Origin of the sequence: Novosphingobium sp. HII-3, assembly GCF_002916655.1 — a bacterium.
Classification (GTDB): domain Bacteria; phylum Pseudomonadota; class Alphaproteobacteria; order Sphingomonadales; family Sphingomonadaceae; genus Novosphingobium; species Novosphingobium panipatense.
This window is the reverse complement of sequence record NZ_PPSM01000021.1, coordinates 1-24,888: the sequence shown is the minus strand read 5'-3', so window position 1 is coordinate 24,888 and position 24,888 is coordinate 1. Positions and strand designations below refer to the sequence as shown.

25 protein-coding genes, 3 tRNA genes and 1 pseudogene are annotated in these 24,888 nt (G+C 64.4%); 15 read left to right on the top strand and 14 right to left on the bottom strand.

What is annotated here, in order from left to right; genetic code table 11:
- Positions 1–44: 44 nt before the first annotated feature.
- Complete coding sequence (locus C2R25_RS09045; RefSeq protein WP_103728880.1) at positions 45–956, top strand: SDR family NAD(P)-dependent oxidoreductase; 912 nt, start codon at positions 45–47, stop codon at positions 954–956.
- A gap of 33 nt (positions 957–989) precedes the next feature.
- Here the strand turns inward: C2R25_RS09045 and C2R25_RS09040 are convergent, their stop codons facing one another.
- The 4 genes from C2R25_RS09040 to C2R25_RS09025 form a co-directional block, all read right to left on the bottom strand.
- Positions 990–1,361 (bottom strand): DUF2794 domain-containing protein, encoded by a 372-nt coding sequence (locus tag C2R25_RS09040; RefSeq protein WP_103728879.1) that lies wholly within the window; start codon positions 1,359–1,361, stop codon positions 990–992.
- 8 nt (positions 1,362–1,369) lie between these two features.
- Positions 1,370–2,074 carry a serine O-acetyltransferase EpsC gene (gene epsC, locus C2R25_RS09035; RefSeq protein ID WP_103728878.1) on the bottom strand — a complete coding sequence of 235 codons (705 nt, stop codon included), beginning with the start codon at positions 2,072–2,074 and terminating at the stop codon, positions 1,370–1,372.
- 84 nt (positions 2,075–2,158) lie between these two features.
- The gene (locus C2R25_RS09030; protein ID WP_103728877.1) at positions 2,159–2,797 is read right to left on the bottom strand and encodes an ATPase; all 639 of its coding nucleotides are present in this window, start codon (positions 2,795–2,797) and stop codon (positions 2,159–2,161) included.
- 8 nt (positions 2,798–2,805) lie between these two features.
- Complete coding sequence (locus tag C2R25_RS09025) at positions 2,806–4,095, bottom strand: hypothetical protein (protein WP_103728876.1); 1,290 nt, start codon at positions 4,093–4,095, stop codon at positions 2,806–2,808.
- Positions 4,096–4,164: 69 nt separating this feature from the next.
- Between C2R25_RS09025 and purM the strand changes: the two genes are divergently transcribed.
- Both purM and purN read left to right on the top strand, forming a co-directional pair.
- The gene (purM, locus tag C2R25_RS09020) at positions 4,165–5,268 is read left to right on the top strand and encodes a phosphoribosylformylglycinamidine cyclo-ligase (RefSeq protein ID WP_103728896.1); all 1,104 of its coding nucleotides are present in this window, start codon (positions 4,165–4,167) and stop codon (positions 5,266–5,268) included.
- A pseudogene (gene purN, locus C2R25_RS09015) lies at positions 5,261–5,827 on the top strand (phosphoribosylglycinamide formyltransferase); the annotation flags it as partial. The gene purM and the pseudogene purN, both read left to right, overlap by 8 nt.
- A gap of 47 nt (positions 5,828–5,874) precedes the next feature.
- Here the strand turns inward: purN and C2R25_RS09010 are convergent.
- The 5 genes from C2R25_RS09010 to C2R25_RS08995 form a co-directional block, all read right to left on the bottom strand.
- The gene (locus tag C2R25_RS09010) at positions 5,875–6,120 is read right to left on the bottom strand and encodes a hypothetical protein (protein WP_103728874.1); all 246 of its coding nucleotides are present in this window, start codon (positions 6,118–6,120) and stop codon (positions 5,875–5,877) included.
- Positions 6,121–6,215: 95 nt separating this feature from the next.
- Positions 6,216–6,350, bottom strand: a complete 135-nt coding sequence (locus C2R25_RS21150; RefSeq protein WP_255400454.1) for a hypothetical protein — start codon at positions 6,348–6,350, stop codon at positions 6,216–6,218.
- Positions 6,351–6,475: 125 nt separating this feature from the next.
- Entirely contained in the window at positions 6,476–6,898 is a 423-nt protein-coding gene (gene ndk / locus C2R25_RS09005; RefSeq protein WP_103728873.1) for a nucleoside-diphosphate kinase, read from the bottom strand.
- A 71-nt stretch (positions 6,899–6,969) separates the two neighbouring features.
- Entirely contained in the window at positions 6,970–7,407 is a 438-nt protein-coding gene (locus tag C2R25_RS09000; protein WP_103728872.1) for a DNA polymerase III subunit chi, read from the bottom strand.
- 17 nt (positions 7,408–7,424) lie between these two features.
- Positions 7,425–8,900, bottom strand: coding sequence for a leucyl aminopeptidase (locus tag C2R25_RS08995; protein ID WP_103728871.1), 1,476 nt, complete (start codon positions 8,898–8,900; stop codon positions 7,425–7,427).
- 95 nt (positions 8,901–8,995) lie between these two features.
- Here C2R25_RS08995 and C2R25_RS08990 point away from each other — a divergent pair, with 95 nt between their 5' ends.
- The 4 genes from C2R25_RS08990 (at position 8,996) to rsmA (ending at position 14,740) form a co-directional block, all read left to right on the top strand.
- Positions 8,996–11,326, top strand: a complete 2,331-nt coding sequence (locus tag C2R25_RS08990; RefSeq protein WP_103728870.1) for an LPS-assembly protein LptD — start codon at positions 8,996–8,998, stop codon at positions 11,324–11,326.
- Positions 11,327–11,505: 179 nt separating this feature from the next.
- Complete coding sequence (locus C2R25_RS08985; RefSeq protein ID WP_103728869.1) at positions 11,506–12,867, top strand: peptidylprolyl isomerase; 1,362 nt, start codon at positions 11,506–11,508, stop codon at positions 12,865–12,867.
- A gap of 20 nt (positions 12,868–12,887) precedes the next feature.
- Complete coding sequence (gene pdxA, locus C2R25_RS08980) at positions 12,888–13,916, top strand: 4-hydroxythreonine-4-phosphate dehydrogenase PdxA (protein ID WP_103728868.1); 1,029 nt, start codon at positions 12,888–12,890, stop codon at positions 13,914–13,916.
- Positions 13,913–14,740 (top strand): 16S rRNA (adenine(1518)-N(6)/adenine(1519)-N(6))-dimethyltransferase RsmA, encoded by an 828-nt coding sequence (gene rsmA / locus C2R25_RS08975; RefSeq protein ID WP_103728895.1) that lies wholly within the window; start codon positions 13,913–13,915, stop codon positions 14,738–14,740. The genes pdxA and rsmA overlap by 4 nt, the downstream gene beginning before the upstream one ends.
- 89 nt (positions 14,741–14,829) lie before the next feature.
- Here the strand turns inward: rsmA and secF are convergent, their stop codons facing one another.
- The 3 genes from secF to yajC are packed head-to-tail and all read right to left on the bottom strand — an operon-like array spanning position 14,830 to position 17,811.
- The gene (secF, locus tag C2R25_RS08970; protein WP_103728867.1) at positions 14,830–15,819 is read right to left on the bottom strand and encodes a protein translocase subunit SecF; all 990 of its coding nucleotides are present in this window, start codon (positions 15,817–15,819) and stop codon (positions 14,830–14,832) included.
- 15 nt (positions 15,820–15,834) lie between these two features.
- Positions 15,835–17,445 (bottom strand): protein translocase subunit SecD, encoded by a 1,611-nt coding sequence (gene secD / locus C2R25_RS08965; protein WP_103728866.1) that lies wholly within the window; start codon positions 17,443–17,445, stop codon positions 15,835–15,837.
- 30 nt (positions 17,446–17,475) lie between these two features.
- On the bottom strand, positions 17,476–17,811 hold the full coding sequence (gene yajC, locus C2R25_RS08960) for a preprotein translocase subunit YajC (protein WP_103728865.1): 336 nt from the start codon (positions 17,809–17,811) through the stop codon (positions 17,476–17,478).
- A 279-nt stretch (positions 17,812–18,090) separates the two neighbouring features.
- On the opposite strand from yajC, the gene C2R25_RS08955 reads away from it, so the two are divergent.
- The 4 genes from C2R25_RS08955 to aroQ all read left to right on the top strand — a co-directional run bounded on the left by C2R25_RS08955 (position 18,091) and on the right by aroQ (position 19,741).
- A tRNA-Pro gene (locus tag C2R25_RS08955) sits at positions 18,091–18,167 on the top strand.
- 25 nt (positions 18,168–18,192) lie between these two features.
- A complete protein-coding gene (locus C2R25_RS08950; protein ID WP_103728864.1) occupies positions 18,193–18,807 on the top strand; it encodes a holin family protein in 615 nt (204 codons plus the stop codon).
- A gap of 34 nt (positions 18,808–18,841) precedes the next feature.
- Complete coding sequence (locus C2R25_RS08945; protein WP_103728863.1) at positions 18,842–19,204, top strand: hypothetical protein; 363 nt, start codon at positions 18,842–18,844, stop codon at positions 19,202–19,204.
- A 99-nt stretch (positions 19,205–19,303) separates the two neighbouring features.
- Positions 19,304–19,741, top strand: coding sequence for a type II 3-dehydroquinate dehydratase (gene aroQ, locus C2R25_RS08940; protein WP_103728862.1), 438 nt, complete (start codon positions 19,304–19,306; stop codon positions 19,739–19,741).
- A gap of 11 nt (positions 19,742–19,752) precedes the next feature.
- On the opposite strand, the gene C2R25_RS08935 is transcribed toward aroQ, so the two are convergent.
- Together C2R25_RS08935 and C2R25_RS08930 are read right to left on the bottom strand one after the other, a co-directional pair.
- Positions 19,753–20,244 carry a hypothetical protein gene (locus tag C2R25_RS08935; protein ID WP_103728861.1) on the bottom strand — a complete coding sequence of 164 codons (492 nt, stop codon included), beginning with the start codon at positions 20,242–20,244 and terminating at the stop codon, positions 19,753–19,755.
- Between the two features lie 14 nt (positions 20,245–20,258).
- Positions 20,259–20,723 carry an Lrp/AsnC family transcriptional regulator gene (locus tag C2R25_RS08930; protein ID WP_043975394.1) on the bottom strand — a complete coding sequence of 155 codons (465 nt, stop codon included), beginning with the start codon at positions 20,721–20,723 and terminating at the stop codon, positions 20,259–20,261.
- Between the two features lie 252 nt (positions 20,724–20,975).
- Here C2R25_RS08930 and C2R25_RS08925 point away from each other — a divergent pair, with 252 nt between their 5' ends.
- The 4 genes from C2R25_RS08925 (at position 20,976) to C2R25_RS08910 (ending at position 24,118) form a co-directional block, all read left to right on the top strand.
- Positions 20,976–22,826, top strand: a complete 1,851-nt coding sequence (locus tag C2R25_RS08925; RefSeq protein WP_103728860.1) for a HAMP domain-containing histidine kinase — start codon at positions 20,976–20,978, stop codon at positions 22,824–22,826.
- Positions 22,827–22,837: 11 nt separating this feature from the next.
- Complete coding sequence (locus C2R25_RS08920; RefSeq protein ID WP_103728859.1) at positions 22,838–23,833, top strand: polysaccharide deacetylase family protein; 996 nt, start codon at positions 22,838–22,840, stop codon at positions 23,831–23,833.
- 88 nt (positions 23,834–23,921) lie between these two features.
- Positions 23,922–23,997, top strand: a tRNA-Ile gene (locus C2R25_RS08915).
- Between the two features lie 44 nt (positions 23,998–24,041).
- Positions 24,042–24,118 (top strand) — tRNA-Pro (locus C2R25_RS08910).
- The last annotated feature ends 770 nt before the right edge of the window (positions 24,119–24,888 follow it).

Sequence of the window (24,888 nt, the reverse complement as noted above, 5' to 3'; positions counted from 1 at the left end):
AGCGGGGACCTGCCAACGACGACCCTCGAATCTGGAGTTCCCCCATGTCCATTTCCTTCAAAGATCAGGTCGCAATCGTCACTGGCGCCGGCCAGGGCCTCGGCCGTGCCTACGCACTCGAACTTGCCCGGCGGGGCGCGCGGGTCGTGGTGAACGACCCCGGTCCGGCGCGGGACGGTTCCGGCCACTCCGATGCAGCGGCGTCAGTGGTGGAGGAGATCCGGCAAGCTGGCGGCGAAGGAATGGCCGATGCCGGGGATGTCTCGCAATACGACCAGATGGAAGCGATGGTCGCACGGGCGAAGGAGGCATGGGGCGGTGTCCACGTGCTGGTGAACAACGCCGGCGTCCTGCGGGACCGCGCCTTCGCCAGGATGGACCCTGCCGACTTCGAGTTCGTCGTCCGCGTGAATCTTCTCGGCAGCGCCTTTGCCACCAAGGCCGCCTGGGAGACGATGCGGGAGCAGAATTACGGGCGCATCCTCATGACTTCCTCCTCCACCGGGCTTGGCGGCAACTTCGGGCAGGCCAACTACGGGGCGGCCAAGGCCGGTGTCTGGGGTCTGGCGCGGACCCTGCGGCTGGAAGGCGCCAAGTACGGCATCCGGGTGAACACACTCATGCCTACCGCTGGAACCCGGATGACCGCCGACATCTTCCCGGAAGACGCGTACCGCGCGTTCAACCCCGCCAAGGTCGTCCCCGCCGCTATTTTCCTCGTGTCGAAAGAAGCTCCGACGGACGCGGTTCTGGCCGCCGGCGGCGGGCTTTTCCAGCGGGCGTGGGTCACGATGAACGATGGCCTCCTGCTGCCGGGCGATGCGCCGACGGCAGAAGATGTGGCCGCTGCCTGGCAGGAAATCAGCGAGCGAGAGCCGGACCATCCGTTCGACACCGGCATGGATCAGGCGCACAACGCCCTTTCCGTTCTAGCCAAAGCCCGGGAGCAATCGTGATGGAAGCCGAACGGGCCGGCGCCGAACGGATGGCTAATCCTCGACAACCTTGAGGAGCTTGCGTTCAAGCGGGCTCAGCACGTTGGAAAGCTCATGACCGCGCTTGAGGATCTGCCCCATCTCGCCAAAGAGCGTCCACATGCCCTGCCGGCTGCGCAGTGACGGACGCTTTTCGATGCGGGCCTGCGGTCGCTCCGCAGCGCGACGGAACGCACTGAAGCTGGCCGCCTCCCGGGCGAAGTCCATGGCGTAGTCGCGCCAGATACCCGCCGCGACCATTCGGCCATAAAGATCGAGAATGCGCTGCAGTTCGAGCCGGTCGAAACCCACCTGCAGCGTCTGATTACCCGGAAACGCCACGACGGTGCCGGAAGTGCCGCCGGAGGAAATGCCGCCTGTCGCCATTCAGGCCATCACCAACGCTCGTTCTCGCGCGCGGTCTGCGAGCCGTCCGACCTGGCGGCCAGAAGTTCCTCCACCTGCGCCCGCAAGCTGGCGACCTGCCGTTCCAGATCCTCTACCCGCTGGGTGCCGCCGGTCGGCTCGCACGGCTCCTTGCATGGCGTGCCGTAAGGCATGAACTCCTTCGCCCAGGTCTCCGCCTTGACGAGAGTGGACCGGGCCTTGAGCCCGATCATCGTGGCCCCTTCCGGCACGTCTTCAGTCACGACGGCGCTAGCGCCGATCCGCGCCCGGCGACCGATGGTCACGGGACCGATGATCTGCGCCCCCGATCCCACGATCACGTTGTCGAGCAAGGTCGGGTGACGCTTGCCGCCGACACCGTTCGTCGGGTTTGAGCCACCAAGCGTAACGCACTGGTAGATCGTGACATTGTCCCCGATCACAGCCGTTTCGCCAATGACGGTGAACCCGTGATCGATAAAGAAGTTTTTTCCGATCTGCGCGCCGGGGTGAATATCAATCGCGGTGAGGAACCGCGACAGGTGATTCACCAGACGGGCGAGGAAAAACAGGTCCGCCATGAAGAGGGCGTGGGCCACGCGGTGCCAGAAAAGCGCCCAGACGCCCGGGTAAAGCAGGACTTCCCAGCGCGAACGCGGCGCCGGATCGCGCGCGACGACAGCATCAAGGTAGCGGACAATCTTACGCAGCATTGCCCGAAACTCCCATCGATCGAACCGCTTTGCAACGGCTCGCGTTGAACTCCCGCTTCTCGGACTCAGGCCGCAAAACAGCCGTCATCCCTGCAACGGGTTGCCCGCCCTGGTTTCATCCAGCGCCTCGCGCAGGATGGCCAGAGTGGGTGGTGATTTGCGCTCGAGACTCAACCGGTCAATGGCAGCAACGAGCTCTTCGACGCCCACATGGCTACGGGTACAACGTCCCGCAAGATATTGCGTTGCCGAATGATCAAGAACGAGGCCGCGCATTTCGGCGTGAACCTCCATCAGAGCGATCAGCATCGCGTCGTCGGGTTCGCTCAATGTCAGGTCAAGGGCGGCACCGAGGCGCGAGGACAGATCCGGAAGCTGGACCCGCCAGCACTTCGCGTCGCTTTCCCCTACGCCGGGAACGAACGGCCTGTTCGAGACGAGCAGCAGCGGCCGCCCGTCCTCCTGCGCGCGGTTCCAGCGGTGGAAGAGTTCGTCCTGCGGCATGTCCTGCGCATCGTCCACGGCATTCCCGGCACCCGATTCAACAAACCACCGCGCCAGGAGAGACTTGCCGGATCGGGGTGGTCCAGACAGGATCGCTGTGTGGAACGGCCACTTGTCCGCTTCCATGAGCGCGTCGATGACAGGCGCATTGGCGTCGCCAACGACAATGCGCGGCGGGCTGTCGCTCGCGGCGGACAGTGGGAGAGCGATCTGCCTCATCGGGAAGCCTAGCGACTGATCCTCAGGGCGGAACCGCCGCCCGAAACCTTCCAGCCCTGCGCCCGCAACGCGGCGGCGAGGCGTTCACCGCCACCGACCATCATGACCCGCATCACGGAAGTTCCGCCGATTGCAAGGCTGACCGCTGCGGCCCCTTGCGCGCCGGGTACGCCGCGAACCGCAGCCAGAGCGCTGTCGACCGACGCGGCATCCGGGCTCGCGAACTGGACCGACACGGCCTCCGCCACAATGGGCGCCGCGCTTTCGGTCTGCTCCGTCGCCGGCTGCGGGGCAGCGGCAGGCGGGCTGACGTCGCCCTTCGGCATGAGCTTTTCGCGCAGTTCGGCAAAGGCACGGTCCAGCGCCACGCCGCCCGCATTGATGGACGGATCAGGATCCAGAGCACCGGAGGACAAGGCGTCGCGGTACATCCCATCGACGCGGACCACGGCCTGCTCGAGCATGCGCGGGAGTTCTTCCTCGCTCGCTGCCTGCATGGTGAAGCTGCCGAGAAACGTGTTGTCGGGCCCGTGGCGCGCCGTAAACGTGGCCTTGATGGGGCCGCCCGGCCATTGCCGCTCAAGGCGCGCGACCGGCATCACCACGTCCGAGGCATTGAACTGCCCAAGAACGCTTCGCCACCAAAGGCGGCTGCGCCGGGACGCCTGCCCGGCGGTCAGAATCAGCGATTCGCCGCCCGAGCCGGTTGGTCGCACATAGTCGACGGGGCTGGAGGAGGCCTGGAACTCCGCCCAGGCGCGTTGCCACGGGCCGCGAACCTCGAACACCTGCCGCACACCACCGGAATCCAGGACGGGAATCAGCAGCAGGGGCGCTGACCGCGGACCGGTTCCGGCTCCTGCCCCGACGTATTGTCCTGCCTTCGCCTTGTCGAAGATGACCCCCACCGTCGCGATGTACCGCTTTGGCCCGATCTGCTCCCGCCCGATAACGACGGAAGAGACCATCGCATCGATCGATTCGATTGGCATGTCCGGCCCGCCGAGCTTCTTCCAGGCTTCCTTCTGAGCCTGTTTCCAGCCCGCGATGCGCGCCTCAGCGCCCGTCTTGGCCGTTACATCCACCGTGATGCCGTTGACCTGGATGTCCTGAGAGTTGGCGAGCGGCGCTATGCCGCGATCACCCTCTATCTGCGCGAGGATCTGGCCCCCGGTTATGGCGCCGACGGCAAGGCACGCAGCCCCGCACCACCAGAGCGCAGCCTTGCCCGCAGACCTCTTGAAGGCCAGGCCCATGCGGGCAGGCCGCGGGTTTTTTGATGAGATTGTGATCGCCATTGTCGAAACCGCTGGCCTTTTGCCTAAACGAAGATGGAAATCCAAGCCACAAACGGCTACGCGGCCGCAATGTCCGACGATAACTCCCCCAAGAGCTATAGCTACGAGCAGGCCGGCGTCTCCATCGCGGCCGGAAACGCGCTGGTGAAAGCCATTGCCCCGCTCGCCAGGTCCACCGCGCGTCCGGGTGCCGACGCGGAGCTGGGAGGCTTTGGCGGCTTCTTCGATCCGCGCGCTGCTGGCTACAAGGATCCGCTGCTCGTCGCCGCAAACGACGGGGTGGGCACCAAGGTGAAACTGGCCATCGATCATGACCGTCATGACCACATTGGCATCGACCTTGTCGCCATGTGCGTGAACGACCTCATCGTGCAGGGCGCCGAGCCGCTGTTTTTCCTCGACTACTTCGCGACCGGAAAGCTGGAAAATGGCGTAGCCGAGCGGGTCGTGGCGGGCATCGCCGAAGGGTGCCGGATCTCCGGCTGCGCTCTCATCGGCGGCGAGACCGCCGAGATGCCGGGCATGTATGCCGCTGGCGACTATGACCTTGCCGGCTTCTGCGTGGGCGCCGTTGAACGCGGCGAGCAGCTTACCGGCGACAAGGTTGCCGCAGGCGACGTGCTGCTGGGCCTTGCCTCCTCAGGCGTCCACTCCAACGGCTACTCGCTCGTCCGCCGGCTTGCAGAGGACAAGGGCTGGAAGCTCGACCGCCCCGCCCTGTTCGACCAGGACACCCTGCTGATCGACGCGCTGATCGCGCCGACCCGCATCTACGTCAAAACCCTCCTGCCCTTCATCCGGGCCGGCCGCATCCATGCCCTTGCCCATATCACCGGCGGCGGCCTGCTTGAAAACATTCCGCGCGTCCTGCCCAAGGGCCTTCATGCCCGCATCGATGCCGATGCCTGGCCCCAGCCGCGACTGATGGCCTTCCTGCAGGCGCAGGGGCACATCGAACCTGCCGAGATGGCGCGCACCTTCAACTGCGGCATCGGCATGGTGCTGGCCGTGGCGGCCGACGAGGCAGCGGCCCTCAAGACCGAGCTTGAAGCGGCCGGCGAAACGGTCTTCGTGATCGGCGCCATCGAACCGGGCGACAAGGGCTGCACCGTGCAGGGATCGGCGGAAGCCTGGTCGGCACGTGAACAGTGGGAGGCGGTCCACCTTGGCTAAGGCCAGAGTCGCCGTTCTGATCTCGGGGGGCGGCACCAACATGGCTGCCCTCCTCTACGCCAGCCGCGCGAACGACTGCCCTTACGAGATCGTTTTGGTCGCAGCCAACGACCCTGATGCGAAGGGCCTGCGCCTGGCGCAGGCCGAGGGGGTGGAGACCTTCGCCCTCAGCCACAAGGGCATGAAGCGCGCCGAGCATGACGCCGCGATGGACGCGGCCATTCGTGCTGCAGGGGCCGAGTGGGTCGCTCTCGCCGGCTACATGCGCATCCTCACCGGCCAGTTCGTGGCGAAGTGGGAAGGCCGGATGGTGAACATCCACCCCTCTCTCCTGCCCAAGTACACTGGGCTCCACACGCACGAACGGGCGATCGAGGCGGGGGACAGCCATGGCGGCGTCACCGTCCACCTTGTGACCGCCGAACTCGACGACGGCCCCATCCTCGGCCAGACGCAAGTTGCCATCATGCCGGACGACACGGCGGACAGTCTGGCGGCTCGCGTGCTGATCGCGGAGCACCAGCTCTATTCACGGTGCCTCGCCAGGCTCGTCACGCAGGCGACGCCGGAGGCCTAGACCCGCAGCGGACGGTTGGCCGTGCCTCGTCAGATCTGCTCGTAATCGACCATCGGCCGGCTCTCGCGCGTGCCGCGATACCGCTTGTCCGGGTCCTGAGGATCTCCGGCGATCAGCACGTAATCCTCATGAACTTCGACGAGCGTGCCAACGAAGGGAAAACCTTCGAGGCTGCCGTTCACGCGGTAGCTTACCGTGTCCCCGACCTTGAAGCTCTTTTCATCGAAGTTGAATTCGAAGGGGCAGGCCTCTCCTGTCTCACCCATGCCTTGCATAGCGCGTCTCCTATCGCGCAGACGCTACAGCAGCGAGACAGGCTCGATCAAATCGAAACTGCGAGCCGTCAAGCGCCATGCCGATATGGGCGAAATCAGCGCGTTTCCACTTCGGCGGCGTAGGCCTGCATCGCTCCGCCGGACGCCACCGCCTTCGTGCTGCCGACGTGCGACATCAGGACCGCCGCAAGGAACGACACGGATGCCGCTGCCAGAATTGTCTTTGCCATCCTACCCTCCAGAATCGCCTTGGTAGCGTTCAAGAACGGGATAAGACCGTGATTGGAATCAGACAAAGAAAAAGGCCGCCAGAAACGGCGGCCTTCGTCTTTCTTAACGAAAATTAACCGTCTTCTTAGCCGACGATCTCTTCCGGCTTGAAGAAGTACGCGATCTCGATGGCCGCGTTCTCGTCGGAGTCCGAACCGTGAACCGAATTGGCTTCGATGGATTCGGCCAGCTCCTTGCGGATCGTGCCTGCATCGGCGTTCTCGGGGTTGGTCGCGCCCATGATGTCGCGGTTGCGCTTCACGGCGTCTTCGCCTTCAAGCACCTGAACGACCACCGGACCCGAGATCATGAACGAAACGAGGTCGTTGAAGAACGGGCGTTCAGCGTGAACGGCGTAGAAGCCTTCAGCCTGTTCCTTCGTCATCTGGATGCGCTTCGAAGCGACAACCCGCAGGCCGGCTTCTTCAAGCATCTTCGTGACGGCGCCGGTCAGGTTACGGCGGGTGGCGTCGGGCTTGATGATCGAGAAGGTGCGAGTGACCGCCATGGGGTGTTCCTTGCGAATGTAAGCGTGATTGTTGCGCGCGCCCCTAGCCGGGATTTGCGGCAGTCGCAAGGCTATCCGGCCTGCACCCAGCGGCCGTTCTCCTGCTTCCAGTAGAAGTGCTCGACACCCTCTCGGGCGCGCAGGTCCCTCCAGACCTGACGGGCATGCTGGACGGTATTTTCGTCGAACATGAAGAAGGTGCGCGCGAACGTAGCCTCCCCTTCCCGCCAGCGGCCATCGGCCAGAGCCAGAAAGGTGGCGTCATTCACGGGCGCCACGTTCTCCGACAGGAGGATGGGCTGGCGCTCATCCTCCCCCTCGCCCGAATGACCGTTCGCCAGGAACGTCTCGGGCCCGAGCGACCATAGGCTGCGCGATATGCGTTCCCGCTGGTCGCGGTCTGCGGAAACGACGAGCAGCCGCCCGCCGTCCGCCAGCACCTTGCGTGCGATCAGGGGAAGCGCCGCTTCGACAGGGTCGCGGCTGAGCTGGTAGAAGTCCACGCGCATCAGCCGCGTTCCTCCGCTCAGGCTTCCAGCGTATCGCGCACGAAGCGATCAAGCAGGCGCACGCCAAAGCCCGTGGCGCCCTTGTCCCAGGTCGCCCCTGCCTTGTCGGTCCAGACAGTGCCGGCGATGTCGAGATGGGCCCAGGGCGTATCGTTCTCGATGAAGCGCTGCAGGAACTGCGCCGCAGTGATCGAGCCGCCGAAGCGCGGACCGACATTCTTCATATCGGCAATCGGGCTGTCGATCATCTTGTCGTAAGCCGGACCCATCGGCATGCGCCACAGACGCTCGCCCGAGGCATCGCCGGCTGCGTTGAGGGCTGCTGCCAGATCGTCGTTGTTGGAGAACAAGCCGGCATATTCGTGCGAGAGGCTGAGGATGATCGCACCCGTCAGCGTTGCCAGGTCGACGATCTTGGCCGGAGCGTACTCACGCTGTACCCAGGTCAGGGCGTCACAGAGCACCAGGCGACCCTCGGCGTCCGTGTTGATCACCTCGATCGTCTGGCCCGACAGCGAGGTGACGACGTCACCCGGACGCTGGGCGTTGCCGTCGGGCATGTTCTCGACGAGGCCGCACACGCCGATGATGTTCGCCCTGGCCTTGCGCAGCGCCAGTGCGAGCATGGTCCCGGCGACGGCACCGGCGCCGCCCATGTCCCACTTCATGTCTTCCATGCCGGCGGCAGGCTTGATCGAGATACCGCCGGTGTCGAAGCAGACACCCTTGCCGACGAAGGCCACGGGCTTGGCACCCTCTTCGCCGCCCCGCCACTCCATGACCAGCAGGCGGGCCGGCTTGACCGACCCCTGCGCTACGCCAAGCAGCGAGCCCATGCCAAGCTCCGCCATCTCCTTCTCGTCGAGAACGCGAATCGTGAGACCGGAAGATTCCATGCGGGCTTTGCAGCGCTCCACGAAGCTTTCCGGATAGATGATGTTCGCAGGCTCGGTCACCAGTTCGCGCGTGAATGCCACGCCCTGGGCGATGGCCTGCTCGATCTCCCACACCGCCTCGGTGCCGTCTGGCGCGCCCACGAGTGCGATTTGCGCGAGAGAAGGCTTCGCGTCATCCGCCAGCTTGGTGCGGTATACGTCATGACGCCAGGAGCGCAGAACCGCGCCGAGCAACGCACCGGCCGCTTCCTCGGCCGAAAGACCCGCGCCCGTCACATCGAGCACGAGTGCGGTCTCTCCGCTCGTCAGGTACTTCGCGACGACCGCGGCGCCTGCCCGTTCGATCGCGCTCTTGCGATCCTTCGCGGACGGCTCGCCCAAACCGGCGAGCGCAACGCGGACCACCTTACCCCCGCGATCGACGAAGCTTTCGAATATCTGCCCTGCCTTGCCGGTGAAGCGAGCCCGGCGGGCCCCCTCGGCAAGAACGGGCTCCAGGTCGGCAGGCACGGCGTCCTGGTTGACGAGGCGTGCAGCGACGGTGGCTCCGTTGAGGGCATTCGGCCCTTCAGCCGCGCCAAGGAACTGGATCTTCATGGATTCTCCTGGATTTCCCCGATGAAACGCTGAACTTTTGCGCTTCACCGCATGACTGGATTGCAGTTAGGCACAGGCGATGCGATAGGCAACCCATGCTCCCAGCCGCGCAGCCCAACCTGCAAGCCCGTTTTCCCCTTTCGGACCGTTGCTTGCCTTCCCTTCCCCTCTGTGCACTGGCGATGGGAATTTCTGCTTCCGTCCTGCCCCATGCAGCGTTTGCACAGGACGTCGCGCGGCCCGTCGATGCAGCACCGATCGAAGGTGCGCCCCCCGCTCCGCCTCCTTCCACCGGTGACACCGAACCGGTCGCGTTCGAAGCGGACGACGTGCAGTACGAGCAGGACAGCGAGGTCGTTACCGCAAGCGGCAACGTCGTTCTACGACGGCGGGACGACCAGGGCCGCGTCCAGTCGGTCCGGGCAGACACTGTCCGCTGGGACCGGGACAGCGGCAAGATTGTCGCGGACGGCAACGTGCGCATGGTCGACGACGACGGCAACCAGCTCTACACCGAACAGGTCGAGCTTACCGACGAGTTGAAGACGGGGATGATGGAGAACCTCCTTCTCGTCCTGCGCGAAGGAGGCCGTCTCGCGGCGCTCAAAGGGGAACGCATCCCCAACGGGGACGTCATCCTTACCCGTGCCGCCTATACCGGGTGCGACGTGGTCGATGACGATGGTTGCCCCAAGAACCCCAGCTGGCGCGTCGTTGCAAAGCAGGTCATTTATTCGGACGCCGACAAGCGGGTTCGCTTCAAGCGAGCCCGGATCGAGCTGTTCGGACTGGTGCAGCTTCCGCTGCTCGGCCTCACGGTCAGCACCGACGGCCATGCGGTGTCCGGCTTCCTCATGCCCGACATCAAGTCGAGCCCGTCGAACGGGTTTGAAGTCGCCCAGGCGTACTACTGGAAGATAGCGGAAAACCGGGACCTCACCGGGACGTTCTCCGTCTTCACCGAGGCGGCGCCGATGGGTCGGCTGGAGTACCGGGCCCTCACGGAAAATGGGGCCTACCAGATCACCGGCTACGCCACCGCAAGCCAGAAGATACCGATCTCGGACGGGCGCGAGGATGTCGATGGCCAACGTGCGTTTCGTGGCTACATCTTCGCGAACGGCCGCTTTCAGCTCAATGACAACTGGAGCGTGACCGGATCGATCCGCCGCGCCACGGACCGCACTTTCCTGCGCCGCTACGACATCAACCGCGATGACCGGCTGCGCTCCATGGTCGAGTTGGAGCGGATCGATCAGGACAGCTACTTCTCCCTTGCGGGCTATGCGACGCAGACGCTTGTCGCGGATCGCAAGCAGGGCTTGATTCCGATCGCCTTGCCGGTTGTCGAATACCGCCGCAGGCTCGAGGATCCGCTGCTGGGTGGACGCTTCGAACTGCGGGCAAATTCGCTCGCGATCACCCGCCCGGACGGGCAGGATACGCAGCGCGCCTTCGCCTACGGTGAGTGGTCACTACGCCGCCTGACCGGAATGGGCCAGGAAATCACCCTCACCGGCCTCGTGCGCGGAGACGTCTATCATTCGCGGCAGAACGAACTGACGAGCGAGGATCTCTACCGCGGCATGTCCGGGTGGCAGGGCCGCGGCGTGGCGACGGCCGCTATCGACGTGAAGTGGCCCCTGGTCGGCCAGGCATTCGGCGGGACCCAGGTGCTCACCCCACGCGTACAGCTGGTTGCCAGCCCGAAGATCCGAAACCTCGACATTCCCAATGAAGATTCCCGCGCCATCGAACTCGATACCGGCAATCTTTTCGCCATCAACCGCTTCCCCGGCTACGATCGGATCGAAGACGGCGTGCGCTTCACCTATGGGCTCGACTGGCAGTTCGAGCGCTCGCGCTGGCGCATCAAGACGACGGTTGGCCAGTCGGTCCGGCTGAACAACCGCGCCACGGTCCTGCCGGACGGCACGGGGCTGGCGAACAAGACGTCCGACATCGTCGGGCGCACTGAAATCCGATACCGCGACTTCATCAACTTCATCCACCGCTTCCGCGTGGACAAGGACACCTTCGCCGTGCGCCGCAACGAATTCGACGCGGTCATCGGCAATACCCGCACATATCTCGAGGTCGGCTACACCAAGCTGAACCGGGACATCTCAGTCGACATCGAGGATCTGCAGGATCGCGAGGAGCTGCGCGCCGCCGGTCGCCTGGCCTTCGCGCGCTACTGGTCCGTGTTCGGCTCCGCCGTGGTCAACATGACCGACAGGCAGGAAGACCCCCTCAACGGCTCCGATGGTTTCCAGCCTCTCCGGACGCGCATCGGCGCGGCCTACGAGGACGACTGTATCCAGCTTTCGCTGACGTGGCGCCGCGACTACGTGGCGTTGGGGGACGTGCGCCGCGGCGATTCGTTCCAGCTTGGTTTCACGCTTAAGAACATCGGCGGGGGGTGACGCCCTGCCGTTTGATTTCGGACCATTGGCACTGCCGGCCAAAGCCGCTATCGGGTGTGCTCATTTTCGGTTAAGCCGCCGCGCGGCAAGTGCGACGTACTATGCGACAGACAGCTTCGGTGAAGCGCTGCCGCGGATGAACCGGCTTACGGCCGGTCAGAAACGGGATTGATATCACGGTGCAAGCAGTCAATCGCAGCAGATTCCTGAAGCGCGCATTTCAATGTTTCGGCAGCCTCGTCGCCGTGTCCGCCGCCCTCGGCGCCGCGCAGGGCGTGTCGGCGCAGTCGGCCCCACAGGGCCAGATCGTGATTCCCGACAATGTGAAGATCTTCGGGGACGACAACCCGAACATGCGCCGCGCGACGGCGGTAGTTAATGGCGACGTGATCACCGGTACGGACGTCGACCAGCGTCTGGCGCTGATCGTCGCGGCTAACCAGGGCAAGATTGACGCCGAGGAAATGAAGCGTCTGCGCCTGCAGATCTTGCGCAACCTGATCGACGAAACGCTGCAGATCCAGGAAGCCAAGGCTGCCGACGTGTCCGTGGAAGACGCCGAGGTGAACCAGTCCTACGCGCGCGTCGCACAGCAGAACTTCGGCCAGAACACCGCCGCGATGGACGCGTACCTCAAGCGCGTGGGCTCCTCGCCCGAATCGCTCAAGCGCCAGATCAGGGGCGAACTGTCGTGGCAGCGACTGCTCCAGCGTAACGTTCAACCCTTCATCAACGTCTCCGACGATGAAGTGAACGACGTGCTCGCCCGCCTGAAGGCGGCCAAGGGTACGGACGAATACCGCCTGGGCGAGATCTATCTCGCCGCCACGCCCGAAACGCGTGAGCAGGTGTACAAGAACGCCAGCCAGATCGTCCAGCAACTGCGGCAGGGCGGCAGCTTCGTCGCCTACGCACGCCAGTATTCGCAGGCGAGCACGGCGTCCGTCGGTGGCGATCTGGGCTGGGTCCGCCTGGCGCAGCTTCCCGCCGAGCTCCAGACCGTCGCGCGTGACCTGGACACCGGTCAGCTCGCCGGTCCGATCGAAGTCCCCGGCGGCTTCGACATTCTTTACCTCATCGACAAGCGGCAAGTTCTGACGGCCGACCCGCGCGACGCGATCCTCTCGCTCAAGCAGATCTCGCTTCCCTTCCCCAAAGGCGTCAGCGAGGCGGAAGCAAGCCGGCGCGCCGAGGCATTCGCCAAGGCAATGAAGGCGGCCAAGGGCTGCGGCGATGTCGACGGCGTTGCCAAGACGCTCGGAGCACAGGTCGTGACCAACGACCAGGTCAAGGCGCGCGACCTTCCGGGCCAGCTTCAGAACGCGGTCCTGCAGCTTTCCCCCGGCGAAACCCTGCCGCCCTTCGGCTCGCTTGAGGACGGCGTGCGCATCCTCATGCTGTGCGGCCGCGACGACGCGCAGTCCGAAAGCGGACCCAGCTTCGAACAGTTGCAGGCACAGCTCGAGGACGATCGCGTGAACAAGCGCGCGCAGACGTACCTGCGCGATCTGCGTCGTGACGCAGTCATCGAATACAACTGAGATCGGGCGGGGCAGCTGACATGAACCCTGGCAAGGCTGGGGCTGCCCCGCAGGCCGACCTGCCGCTTGCCGTCTCCCTTGGCGACCCTGCCGGCATCGCTCCGGAAGTGATCGCTGAAAGCTGGGCCCGGCGAGAGGAAAGCGCTCTTCCCCCGTTCGTTGTGGTTGGCGGCGCCGATGTTCTGCAAAGCGCGGCCCGGACGCGCGGAATCAGCCTTCCCATCATCCGCATCGGCGATCCTGCGGAGGCTGCGGACGCTTTCGCTGCAGGCCTGCCTGTGCTCGGGGAAGAGGATTGCGGTGCTTCTCCCGGGCAGCCGACGCTGGACGGCGCGCGGCTCGCGCTGCACTCCCTCACCCGTGCAACGGAACTGACGCTTTCCGGCAGGGCGGGCGCGGTGGTCACGGGGCCTATTGCGAAGTCGCGGCTGGCCATGGTCGGCTTCTCGCAGCCCGGTCAGACGGAGTTTCTGGCGGACGCTTCCGGCCTTCCCCATGATGCCGCGGTGATGATGCTGGCCGGGCCTTCGCTGCGAACGGTGCCTCTCACCGTCCACGAAGCTCTGGCCGAAGTTCCCCGGCTGATCACCCGACAGCTCATCGAGGGGAAGGCGCGCATTGTTGCCCGTGCGCTCTCCCGCGATTTCGGCCTGCCGAACCCCCGCATCGCCATCACCGGCCTCAACCCTCATGCCGGGGAAGACGGCCGCATGGGGACGGAGGACCGCGACATAATCCTACCGGCCATCCAGGCGCTGGCCGCCGAAGGTCTGGACGTGACGGGCCCTCACCCAGCCGACGCCCTGTTCACGCCTCACGCGCGCGCCGCATACGACGTGGCGCTCTGCATGTACCACGATCAGGCACTCGTCCCCATCAAGACGCTCGACTTCGACCAGGGTGTGAATGTCACGCTGGGCCTGCCGATCGTCCGCACCTCCCCTGACCATGGAACGGCCTTCGGCATCGCTGGCAAGGGGCTGGCCAACGCCGGCGCCATGGTTGCCGCGCTGAGAATGGCCGGCGAATGCGCCGCGAGAAGAAGATGACCCCCCTCCCCCCGCTTCGTGAAGTCATCGCTCGCCACGGGCTTTCGGCGTCCAAGGCCCTCGGCCAGAACTTCCTTTTCGACGAACAGCTTCTTGACCGCATAGCCGCCATCCCGGGCTCACTTGAAGGCCGCGACGTTCTGGAAATCGGCCCCGGCCCCGGCGGCCTGACGCGCGCGCTCCTCCGCGCCGGGGCTAACGTCACGGCCATCGAGATGGACCGGCGCTGCCTGCCGGCGCTGGCTGAGGTGGAAGCCGCCTATCCGGGCAAGCTGAAGGTGATGGAGGGCGATGCTCTCAAGATCAGCCCGGAGAGCCTGTTTGCGGGGCCTTATCACATCGTCGCGAACCTGCCTTACAACGTGGGCACGGCGCTATTTACCGGCTGGCTGTCCGGAAAGACCTGGCCGCCGCAATGGGCAACGCTGACGCTGATGTTCCAGGAAGAGGTCGCCCGTCGCATCGTCGCGGAGCCTGATACGTCCGCCTATGGCCGTCTGGCGGTGCTGGCCCAGTGGCGATCCCGATCGAAGCTGGCGATGAAGGTGCACCGGAGCGCGTTCACGCCGCCGCCGAAGGTCATGTCGGCGATCGTGCATGTCGTGCCCGGCGCCGCGCCCCCGGGTGTTTCCATGCGGGTGCTGGAGCGCGTGACCGAAGCGGCCTTCGGGCAGCGCCGCAAGATGCTGCGCCAGAGCCTGAAGGGCGTACCCGGCGCTCTGGCCGCTCTGGAGGCGCTCGGGATAGATCCGCAACGCCGCGCCGAGACTCTGACGGTTGCGGAGTTTGTCAGCGTCGCCCGGGTTCTGACGCCCGCTATCTGAATACCGGCCGCCAGCCCAAACAAGGCTGCACACGAAAAAGCCCGTCCCGCATTGGCGGAACGGGCTTTTTTCCTGCCAGGATCCGGTGATCAGACCTGCGGCGAGCCCTGCTCGCGCGCGAGGCGCTCCTGCCGGTCGATGGCGGACTCCGTCGTTACGAAGCTGTCCGACTTCACGCCCAGCCAGATCAGGATCGGTGCCGACATGAAGATCGAGCTGTAGGTGCCGATGAAGATACCCAGCGTGATGGCAGCGGTGAACCCGAAGATCACGTCCGGCCCGAGAAGGAGCAGCGCGAGCAAGGTGATAAGCATCGAGAGCGACGTCACCACGGTACGCGAAAGCGTCTCGTTCACTGACAGGTCGAGAAGTTCGGCCATCGGCATCCGGCGGTGCTTCTTCAGGTTTTCACGGATACGATCGTAGACCACGATCTTGTCATTCAGCGAATAGCCGAGCAACGTCAGCAGAGCGGCGACGATGTTGAGGTCGAACTCCATCTGCGTCCAGGAGAACATCCCCACCGTCAGGAGAATGTCCTGAAGAAGGGCGAACAGGGCACCAACGCCGAACTGCCATTCGAAGCGGACCCAGATGTAGATCGAGATGCCGATCATCGCCAGACCGAGCGCAATCATGCCGGTCTTGAACAACTCACCCGAAACCTTGCCGGACACCGAATCAACACCGTCGATGCGGGCGTCGGGAAAGCTCTGCTTGATGGATTCGGTGATCTTGCGCGCCATGGCATCGGCCAGCTGCGGCTGGGCCTCCGTGCCTTCGGGCAGCTTCATGCGCAGCGAGATCTCGTTGGGCTTGCCGAAAGTCTGCACGACCGGCTCGCCGTAGCCGAGCTTGCCGACCGCGTCTTCCAGCTGCTGGACAGGCGCGGTGGCGCTGCGCTCGAACGTCACCCGGATCATCTGGCCGCCGACGAAATCCACGCCCAGGTTGAGCCCGTGCGTGAACAGCAACACGACGGACGCCAGCATCAGCGCGATGTTGCTGATGAAGAACGGCCACTGCCACTTGAGGAAGCGGATGTTCGTGTTGTCAGGAATAAGCTTCAGGAGCTTCATGATCTTTGTCCGAGCTTACAGATTGAGGGTCGCAGGCCGCGCCTTGCGCAACCAGCCGGCGATCCACATGCGAGTGAGAGTCACGGCCGTGAACACCGAGGTGGCGATGCCGATCATCAGCACGACGGCGAAACCGCGAACCGGGCCAGAGCCGAAGGCAAACATCAGAACCGCCGCGATGGAGTTGGTGATGTTCGCATCGAAGATGGCGCGGCTTGCTTCGCGGTAACCCAGTTCCACCGACTGGACGACACGCCGCCCCCTCGCCAGTTCTTCGCGGATGCGCTCGTTGATGAGCACGTTCGCATCGACGGTGGCGCCGATGGTCAGCACGAAGCCAGCAATGCCTGGCAGCGTCAGGGTCGTTCCGAAAAGAGCCATGACCCCAAGGATCATGAGCACGTTCAGCACCAGCGCGACGCAGGCATAGATGCCGAAACGGCCGTAGGTCAACACGATGAAGAGCATCAGTGCGATCGTGCCCACGGCCATGGCGATGGCGCCCTTGTCGATGGCTTCAGCACCGAGATCGGGCCCGACGGTGCGTTCCTCGACGACCTTGAGATCGACGGGGAGAGCGCCCGAACGAAGGGCGATCGCCAGCTGGGTCGCCGACTTGGTCGTGAAGCTGCCGGAAATCTGAGCGCTGCCGCCGAGGATCGGTTCATTGATCGCCGGCGCCGAGAGCACCTTGCCGTCGAGGATGATGGCAAAGCGCTTGCCGACATTTTGACTCGTCAGCTGAGCGAAGCGTTCGCCGCCCTGCTGGTTGAACGTGATATCGACGACCGGCTGGTTGGTCTGCTGCTCGAAGCTCTGCTTGGCGTTGGTGAGCTGATCGCCCTTGATCCCGCCCAGACGCTTCACGGCGATCACGGGAGCACCGCCAGCGGCGTCGGCAGCATCGGCGTAGGGTACCACTTCGGACCCGGGCGGCACGACGCCTTGTGCCAGGTCAGCCGGCGAGGCCGTTTCGTCGACCATCTTGAATTCGAGCTTGGCCGTCTGGCCGAGCAGCGCCTTCAGCGCGGCGGGATCCTGAAGCCCCGGAACCTGGACGTCGATGCGGGTTCCACCCAGGCGACGAATGTCGGGCTCCTTGGTCCCCAGCGCGTCGATGCGCTTGCGCACGACCTCGACCGCGGTTTCCATGGCGTTGCTGACTTCCAGGTCGATGCCGGCCGCCGTGGGCGCCATCACGAACTGGTTGCCGTTCACGACCTGGATGTCCCAGTCGCGCTGTCCGGAAAGACCGGCGCCATTGGTCAGCGGCAGCAAGGCTTCGCGCGCGGCATCCACCTGCGCGGCATCGCGTACCGTGAATGTAAGACGTCCGCCGCGGCTGGACACGTCGCCGATGGCGATGCGCGGCTGAGCCTGGTTGAGCTTGGTACGGACCGATTCCTCCATGCCTTCCAGGCGTTGCTGGATGACCTGGTTGCGGTCGGCCTCAAGCAGAAGGCGCGAACCGCCCGCCAGGTCCAGACCGAGGTTGACCTTCGGAGCGGGTACGCCTTCCGGCAGGTGAACGGTGGTAAAGGAAAGCAGCGTCGGTACCGCAAGAAGGCAGAGCACCAGCGCCACCCCCCAGTACCAGACCTTCTTCCAGATGGAAAATTCAAGCATCGCCTATCGCTTTCCCCAAGAAGCGTCCGCTCAATCGTTCGCGGGCTTTGCGCCGGCAGGCGGAATCACATCGACGATGGTCGACTTGAGCGCCTTGACCTTGAGACCCTGCGCAAGCTCAACCTCGGCGTAGGTGTCATCCACTTTCACGATACGGCCAATGAAGCCGCCGCCGGTCAGCACTTCGTCGCCCTTCTTGAGACCGGAAAGTTTCGCCTTGTGTTCCTTCTGCTGCTTCATCTGCGGACGCAGGATGAGAAACCAGAAGATCAGCGCCATGGCCACGAATGGCATATACGTGATCCAGGCCGGTGGAGCACCGGCAGGAGCGGCTGCGGCAAGTTGGGCAAGGATCGAGGTCTGCATGGAAATGATGGGCCTTCTCGTGTCGCGGATCGACCGGCGATTCGTACAGCGGTCGATTCCTGCACGCGTGGTGGAGAATATCCGCCCCAACGTGCAGTCGGATGCGGGCGGTTAGCAATAAAGGCGAGCGGTGGCAACGCGAACGCCTTCGCACACCCCGCCCGCGTGAGGCAGATAGGTCCTGGCCTCTAAGGTTCAAGCGAGCGCGGGCTGCGACGAAAAACTCTTACAGAGACGCTTGCGCATCCCGACGGACCTGCCTATAGGCCGCGCTCCGGTCGGGACGTAGCGCAGCCTGGTAGCGCATCACACTGGGGGTGTGGGGGTCGGAGGTTCGAATCCTCTCGTCCCGACCAATCAAAAACAGCCGTTTGCTGCCTTGTGCAACAGACGGCTGTTTTCGTTTCTTCAGACCGGGCCTTCCTTCCTTTGACTGTCGCCACCCTCGGCTGGTCGCCGCGGCACGATCTCTCCTGGCGCACCGTGCTGAAGCTGGAAGAGCAGCGGAAAGCCTTTTCCGTTTTCCTACACGAACCAGATCGGTTAAAGATCGGCAAGTCTACCTTCCAGCGAGGACTTGTCATGGCGCTACCCGAATCGTTGTTCGCAACCCTCGTCCGCATCATCGACAGAGTCGTCCCCGACACCGAGGCGCGTGATCGGGCGAAGCTGGAGCTTCTCAAACTCGAAAGCCTGCAGGAAATCGCATGGGTGGAATCCAGCGTCTCGGCCATCATTGCCGAAGGCAGCAGTGCGGACCCGTGGACCAGCCGGGCGCGGCCGACCTTTCTCTACGTCATGTACATCGTGATCCTGTGGGCTCTGCCGATGGGGCTGATTTCAGCGTTCGACCCCACGCTCGCGAAGGCGATCGGTGATGGTATGAACAGCTATCTCGCCGGGCTTCCTGAACCGCTGTACGTACTGTTTGGCACGGGTTACCTCGGCTATTCGGCTATGCGCCAGTGGGGGAAAGGCAAGGGCTCGGACCGTTGAACGAAACGCTAACTTTTTCTGCTACGTGATGCCCATGGCCCGTTCCGCTCCTTCCTACGCCGTGCGCGCAGCTCTTCTGTCCCTTGCTCTTGTTCCGGCCCTTGCTGCCTGCGGACAATCAGGTTCACCCGAGGCTCTCGAGAGCACAGCCTCGTCGGAGGAGCAGGCGGCACAGGAGGCCGCCCGCCTCAAGGCCGAGGCCAAGGCAAAGCGGGAGGCCGATCTGGCCCGCTTCTATGCAGGGGCGGGCGAGCCGGCCGAAGGTGCGGAGACCACGCGAGACGAGGACATCAAGGAGCAGCCGCGGTTCCCCATGGCGCCGGATGGCGCGCCGCCGCCACCGCCCCTGCCCGGCAATGCTCCTGCACCGGACCCCGGCATACCGCCGGTCGGATAATGCCAAAGGCTGCTCTGCGCTGACCGCAGGTTGCGCCTGTGGGTGCCTCCGCTAAAGCGGAGTCTTCGCCCCCTTTGAGCAGCGGAGTTATCAAGAGAAATGGCGGAAAAGCTCGTCTACGTGCTGAACGGCCCTAACCTCAACCGGCTGGGCAAGCGCGAGCCCTCGATCTACGGCTCGCAGAGCCTGGACGACATCGCCGCTCTCCTCACGGATCGGGGACGTGAACTGGGGATCTCGGTGGTCATGCACCAGTCCAATCACGAGGGAGCGCTCGTAGACTGGTTGCACGAAGCCGAAGACAGTGGAGCCCAAGCCGTTCTGCTCAACGCCGGAGCCTATACGCACACGTCGATCGCGCTGCTCGATGCGATCCGGTCGATTTCGGTGCCCGTGATCGAGGTACACCTTTCAAACCCTCATACTCGCGAGGAATTCCGCCACACTTCCTGGGTGGGTCAAGCTGCGAAGGGAACCGTCGCGGGATTCGGCGCCCAAAGCTACGTGCTGGCGCTCGAAGCGGCCGCACGGCTCTGACGATATCGGTATCAGGCGGCGCGGCAGCTCTGCCGGCCGCCGTCCTCATCGCGCACAAGAACGATGCGCTGAACAAACGCCTTCAACGAGGCCCCGGGGGCACGCTTCTCGTCCATCTGCACGACAGCGACGGCGCACAGGTCCTCCCGGACGAGCGAGAGCAGCATCGCCTGCACCGTTTCAGCATCCGCCTTGGCAGGCAGCGCTACAAGCACGTAAGGCTGTGACGCTCCCCCTGCCTTCGACTGCGGGTCATCAGGCTGACGCACATAGCCCCGCAGGGACGACAGCGGGCGCCCCTGCACAGTCCAGCCGCTTTTCCCCTCGAATATTGGAAGGCTGCCAAGCTCAGAACTGTCGACGGTGATGGCGGTGGAACTGCCGCCAAGCACGAAAGCAGGCTCCGTATCCCCGGCTCGCCGTGTCAGCCACCAGATGTTGGCCCCCAGCAACAGCAACGCCACGACAGCGAGCAGCAGGGTGCGTCGTGATCGAACGTTCATCTCAGAATTCGGCCTCAGCCCAGCGGAACACCCGGAATGTTCTTCGCGGTGCGAATGGTGAGCGAGGTCTTGACGCTGTCCACGTTCGGGGCGGGCGTCAGCTTGCTCGTCAGGAATTCCTGAAAGCTCTGCAGGTCGCGGCTGACGATTTTGAGGATGAAGTCGATTTCGCCATTCAGCATGTGGCATTCCCGGACTTCCGGGAGCCCCTTCATGTGGTCTTCGAAGGCGCGCAGGGATTCCTCCGCCTGGCTCTTGAGGCTGACAAGAGCGAAGACCGTGATGGTGAAACCGAGCTTTGATGCATCCAGGTCAGCGTGATACCCCTGGATGACGCCGGCTTCCTCCAGGCTGCGCACGCGGCGCAAGCACGGCGGCGCGGTCAGGCCCACGCGCTGCGCAAGTTCGACATTGGTGATCCGGCCTTCCGCCTGCAGTTCCGCAAGCAAGCGGCGGTCGATTTCATCAAGATTGATCATTTGCTTTCCCCGGGCAGACGTCTTCCGTACCCCATAGCAACATACACTTCAAAAAAGCTAGAACGCCGTAATATAATTATGCCATAGCGTAATCGTGCCAGTTTGCAACGCCACAAAACGCACTCTTTCGTCTAAAAGCGGCGCTGCTACAAAGTTCTTCCCGGCGGTTTCCTTATCGTAAACCTAAACGGTCCATAGAACGAGCCTGTCACCCGAATCGGCGCGGCCAGCGGTCGCACTCCTGGAGTTGGAATGCACTTCGACGATCGCCTTGCCACTGTCCTGCGCCTGCCCTCCTCGGGAGAGGGCATGGCGCGGATCCAGTTTCGGCAACTCGTCGATATACTCGGGAGCGCGCCGGAGCGCGCCGGCAGGAGCGAAACGGTGGAAGCGGCCTTCGCGCAGCTTGAGCGGCTGGCCCGTCGTCTCCCCGCTGGGGAGCGGGCGCGGCTGCTGCGCCATCCGCTGCAACCGCTTTCGAACGCGCGCCTTCTCGGCTGGCTGGCCGAGGCCGAACCCGACGTCGCCAGCGCGGCAATTGCGTCCGCAAGACTGAGAGATGAAGAGTGGCTGGCGCTCGTGCCGCGCCTGCCTGTCCGGGCACGTGGCATCCTGCGCCACCGGCGTGATCTTCCCGCAGGCGTCGATCACCTGCTTGAGCAGCTTGGCGTGCACGACCGGGGATTGCCGGCGGCGCCTCCCGCCGAGCCCCTGCCAGAGGACCCGATCCCCGAGAGCGTTCAACCCGGCGCCAGGCTCCCGACAGGAGACATCGCCGCCGATCAGGATATCTCGGCCGATGTGATGAAGCTGCTGGAGTTCGACGATCAGCCGCCACCGCCCACCTCTTTGAGCGACTGGGCGCGAGCCCGGGCGGTGCAGCAGCAAAAGGAACTTCAGCACAAGGTCGCGGCCGATCCGGCCGCCAGCCCACGCGAGGGCATCGGGGCCATCGTCCGCAGGATCGAGGAGTTCCGCAAGGCCCGGGAGAAAAAGGCGCTGGCCCAGGCGCCGGCGGACCTTACGGGCATCGGCCCGGAAAGCGCTTCCGCGCCCGCTCAACGCACGGCCAGCGCAATCGACTTCACAACGAATGTCGAAGGCAGAATCGACTGGGCGGATGGCCCTCACGCGCCCTCCGTGACCGGGCTTGACCTGGCGTTGGCTGCCGAGGAAGCCGATTGCGTCAGCGATCTTGCTCACAGCCTACGGCAGCGTTTTGCGATCCAGGGCGCCCATATCGTCGTCACTGGTGCTCCGGCCGTGAGCGGTCCGTGGCGCGTGGATGCCGTGCCGCGTTTCCGCCATGGCCGCTTCGAGGGGTACTGCGGCCGCCTTCGTCGGCCAGCCTCGGCGGCTGAAACGGCAGGACGGTCCGGCCCCCATGCGGAAGCCGAGCGCATGCGGGAGGTGCTTCACGAACTGCGGACGCCCGCAAACGCGATCCAGGTCGCCGCCGAGATCATCCAGCAGCAGCTCTATGGGCCCGCCCCTCATGAATATCGGGCTCTCGCTGCCGCGATCGCGGGCGATTGCGCGCATATTCTCGCCGGGTTCGAGGAGCTTGACCGGCTGGTGAAGCTCGAATCGGGGGTTCAGGCGATGGAGGCTGGCAAGTGCGACCTTGCCCATGTCCTCGCCCAGACGATCGTCCAGTTGCGGGCCTGGACGGAGCCGCGAAACAGTGGCTTCTCTCTTGCTGCGGATCTTGCGGCCACCCGCCTCCCCGTCCGCTTGGCAAAGGTCGAGGCCGAGCGCCTGATCTGGCGCCTGCTCGCCGCGCTTGCAGGCTCGGCCGCTCCGGGCGAAATGCTGAGGATCGGATGGCTCGTGCGTCCGGAAGCCGTCGAACTGTCCATCGCCCTGCCCGCCGCACTTGTGGAGAGGGAGCCCGACGCGCTTTTCGATGCGATCGCCGGCGACCGGGGACAATCTTTGGCTGCAGGCATGTTCGGCATCGGCTTCACCCTCCGCCTTGCCACGGCCGAAGCGACCGCTGCGGGCGGTAGTCTTCACCGCGTGGGTGACGTCCTGCGGCTCTCGCTACCCGCGCTCGCTGCCGATGCCCCGGACGGCCCGGCGATGTCTTCGCACCGCTCCTGAACGGAAACCAGTTGCCCACCCCCAATCTGCTGTTGCCGCCGTCCCGGCAGGCCTTTGCGACCTTTGATCAAGGCTTCGGACAACGCTTCATCGTCACGGTGGACACGGAAGAGGAATTCGACTGGTCCTCACCGCTGGACCGGACGACGCATGGCACCGCCACGGTGCCGGCACTTCGCCACTTCCAGCAGTTCTGCGAGGGCTTTGGGGTCGTTCCGACATACCTGATCGACTGGCCGGTCGCCGTTTCACCGCTCGCCCGCGATGCACTCGGCGACGCGGTGGCACGGGGCGCGGCGGAAATCGGTGTGCAGCTCCATCCCTGGGTCAGCCCGCCTTTTCGCGAGGAGGTGAACGAGCGAAACAGCTACGCCGGCAACCTGCCCTTCGCGCTGGAACGGGAAAAGCTTCTGACGCTTCGGGATCGGCTGGAGGAGGTCTTCGAAGTCGCACCGCAGACCTACCGCGCCGGCCGCTACGGTCTTGGCCCGAAGACGGCCGAAATCCTTCTCGAATGCGGCATTCGGATCGACACGTCGGTGCGGGCCCGGTTCGACTACAGCCGTGGAGGCGGCCCCAACTTTCGAGAGCACCCCCTTCACCCCTATTGGGCTGATCCGGCACGCCGGCTGCTCGAACTGCCCCTGACCACGGTGTACTGGGGACCGCTGCGCCAGATCGGCAACATTCTCTATCCTCACCTGTGGCGTGCGCCTTCGCTCCGTGGCGCCCTCGCACGAGCCGGGCTGCTTGAACGCATACCGCTGACCCCGGAAGGCGTCACCGCCGAAGAAGCCCTGCGCGGCGTCGACATCGCCCTCGACGAAGGGTTGCCCGTTCTCGTCTTCTCCTTCCACAGCCCCTCGCTGGCACCGGGCCACACACCCTACGTGCGCAGCGCAGCCGACTTGGACACCCTCTATGCCTGGTGGAGCAGCCTTTTCACGCACCTGATGATGCGCGGTGTGAAGCCGACCAGTGCGAAGGAAATCGTGGAGGCGGTGTAAAACCGTCAGAAGCCCGCTTGCCTGATTCACAAAGCCAAGCTAACGCGCTTCAGGCCGGCTTCGTCGATGGAGCCGGAACGGCAAGGCGGGGCCTGTAGCTCAGCGGTTAGAGCTGGCCGCTCATAACGGCTAGGTCGCGGGTTCGAATCCTGCCGGGCCCACCAACGCCGAACGGCATCTCGTGATGCCGGACATCGACACCCCAGGTCGGGGAGTGGCGCAGCCCGGTAGCGCGCCTGCTTTGGGAGCAGGATGTCGCAGGTTCGAATCCTGTCTCCCCGACCATTTTCCAAAAATTCTTCGTTTAAAACGGCTTAGGATGTATGCTGTAGCAACCGGTGCCCCCGAAGCTGACGATGGGGCGCGACGGAGCAGTAGCGGGTGCGAAACCACACACGTTTAGCAACGTAGATCCACACAAACGATCCAGCATAGTTCCTCATCCAAGCCGATTCGTTCCGCCAATGTGTGAGCGGGCTGAGGTGGTGCCGGTTCTCTGGACGGGGTGTTAAGCTACTCCCGACCTGATGGATCGGTACGGGAATGAAGACGACGAGGAAGCGCTACAGCGGTTTGCCGTAGCGTGCTCGCGCCTGCGGAGACGTGAGGGAGGCGTGCAACCTCCTGCAAGATGCCGCTGTCATCGCCCTCTCGTGCGAGTTCCTGCCCCGCGGCGCTTGCCGCGCCGCCGTGGAACGATCGAGAGACGGGGAGCATAGATCGCCGCCACACATGTCAACGCCAGGAAGACCAATGCGACCACCATAGCGATAACCCAATATCGCGGATCTTCACGCGATACGAACCAGCCGGCCACGATCGCCGGAACCAGCAGAAGCAATCTCGCCAACCATGCCATGGGTCGATCCTCGTGTTAGTTGTTGTGTCACGCTACTCGGCTTGACAACGAAAAGCCGGCATCTCGGACTGTGGAGCGGCGTGCAAAATTGCCCCCCTTAGCGGGGTGATCGGCGTCTAAAATTGACCCCCTTCATCTCATTGTGAGAAGCGCCGCCGTTTGGGTTCCGAACGGCGGGTACAGGGATGTTGGTTGT

What these genes read in the sequence shown, in the direction of transcription:
- pdxA (WP_103728868.1), top strand. Translation starts at nt 12,888, where the DNA reads ATGAACCCTGGCAAGGCTGGGGCTGCCCCGCAGGCCGACCTGCCGCTT.
- purM (WP_103728896.1), top strand. Translation starts at nt 4,165, where the DNA reads ATGTCCGACGATAACTCCCCCAAGAGCTATAGCTACGAGCAGGCCGGC.
- C2R25_RS21150 (WP_255400454.1), bottom strand. Translation starts at nt 6,350, where the DNA reads ATGGCAAAGACAATTCTGGCAGCGGCATCCGTGTCGTTCCTTGCGGCG.
- secF (WP_103728867.1), bottom strand. Translation starts at nt 15,819, where the DNA reads ATGAAGCTCCTGAAGCTTATTCCTGACAACACGAACATCCGCTTCCTC.
- yajC (WP_103728865.1), bottom strand. Translation starts at nt 17,811, where the DNA reads ATGCAGACCTCGATCCTTGCCCAACTTGCCGCAGCCGCTCCTGCCGGT.
- ndk (WP_103728873.1), bottom strand. Translation starts at nt 6,898, where the DNA reads ATGGCGGTCACTCGCACCTTCTCGATCATCAAGCCCGACGCCACCCGC.
- C2R25_RS08990 (WP_103728870.1), top strand. Translation starts at nt 8,996, where the DNA reads ATGCTCCCAGCCGCGCAGCCCAACCTGCAAGCCCGTTTTCCCCTTTCG.
- C2R25_RS08935 (WP_103728861.1), bottom strand. Translation starts at nt 20,244, where the DNA reads ATGAACGTTCGATCACGACGCACCCTGCTGCTCGCTGTCGTGGCGTTG.
- C2R25_RS08995 (WP_103728871.1), bottom strand. Translation starts at nt 8,900, where the DNA reads ATGAAGATCCAGTTCCTTGGCGCGGCTGAAGGGCCGAATGCCCTCAAC.
- C2R25_RS09040 (WP_103728879.1), bottom strand. Translation starts at nt 1,361, where the DNA reads ATGGCGACAGGCGGCATTTCCTCCGGCGGCACTTCCGGCACCGTCGTG.
- C2R25_RS09010 (WP_103728874.1), bottom strand. Translation starts at nt 6,120, where the DNA reads ATGCAAGGCATGGGTGAGACAGGAGAGGCCTGCCCCTTCGAATTCAAC.
- secD (WP_103728866.1), bottom strand. Translation starts at nt 17,445, where the DNA reads ATGCTTGAATTTTCCATCTGGAAGAAGGTCTGGTACTGGGGGGTGGCG.
- epsC (WP_103728878.1), bottom strand. Translation starts at nt 2,074, where the DNA reads ATGCTGCGTAAGATTGTCCGCTACCTTGATGCTGTCGTCGCGCGCGAT.
- C2R25_RS08945 (WP_103728863.1), top strand. Translation starts at nt 18,842, where the DNA reads ATGGCCCGTTCCGCTCCTTCCTACGCCGTGCGCGCAGCTCTTCTGTCC.
- C2R25_RS09025 (WP_103728876.1), bottom strand. Translation starts at nt 4,095, where the DNA reads ATGGCGATCACAATCTCATCAAAAAACCCGCGGCCTGCCCGCATGGGC.
- aroQ (WP_103728862.1), top strand. Translation starts at nt 19,304, where the DNA reads ATGGCGGAAAAGCTCGTCTACGTGCTGAACGGCCCTAACCTCAACCGG.
- C2R25_RS09000 (WP_103728872.1), bottom strand. Translation starts at nt 7,407, where the DNA reads ATGCGCGTGGACTTCTACCAGCTCAGCCGCGACCCTGTCGAAGCGGCG.
- C2R25_RS09030 (WP_103728877.1), bottom strand. Translation starts at nt 2,797, where the DNA reads ATGAGGCAGATCGCTCTCCCACTGTCCGCCGCGAGCGACAGCCCGCCG.
- rsmA (WP_103728895.1), top strand. Translation starts at nt 13,913, where the DNA reads ATGACCCCCCTCCCCCCGCTTCGTGAAGTCATCGCTCGCCACGGGCTT.
- C2R25_RS09045 (WP_103728880.1), top strand. Translation starts at nt 45, where the DNA reads ATGTCCATTTCCTTCAAAGATCAGGTCGCAATCGTCACTGGCGCCGGC.
- C2R25_RS08930 (WP_043975394.1), bottom strand. Translation starts at nt 20,723, where the DNA reads ATGATCAATCTTGATGAAATCGACCGCCGCTTGCTTGCGGAACTGCAG.
- C2R25_RS08925 (WP_103728860.1), top strand. Translation starts at nt 20,976, where the DNA reads ATGCACTTCGACGATCGCCTTGCCACTGTCCTGCGCCTGCCCTCCTCG.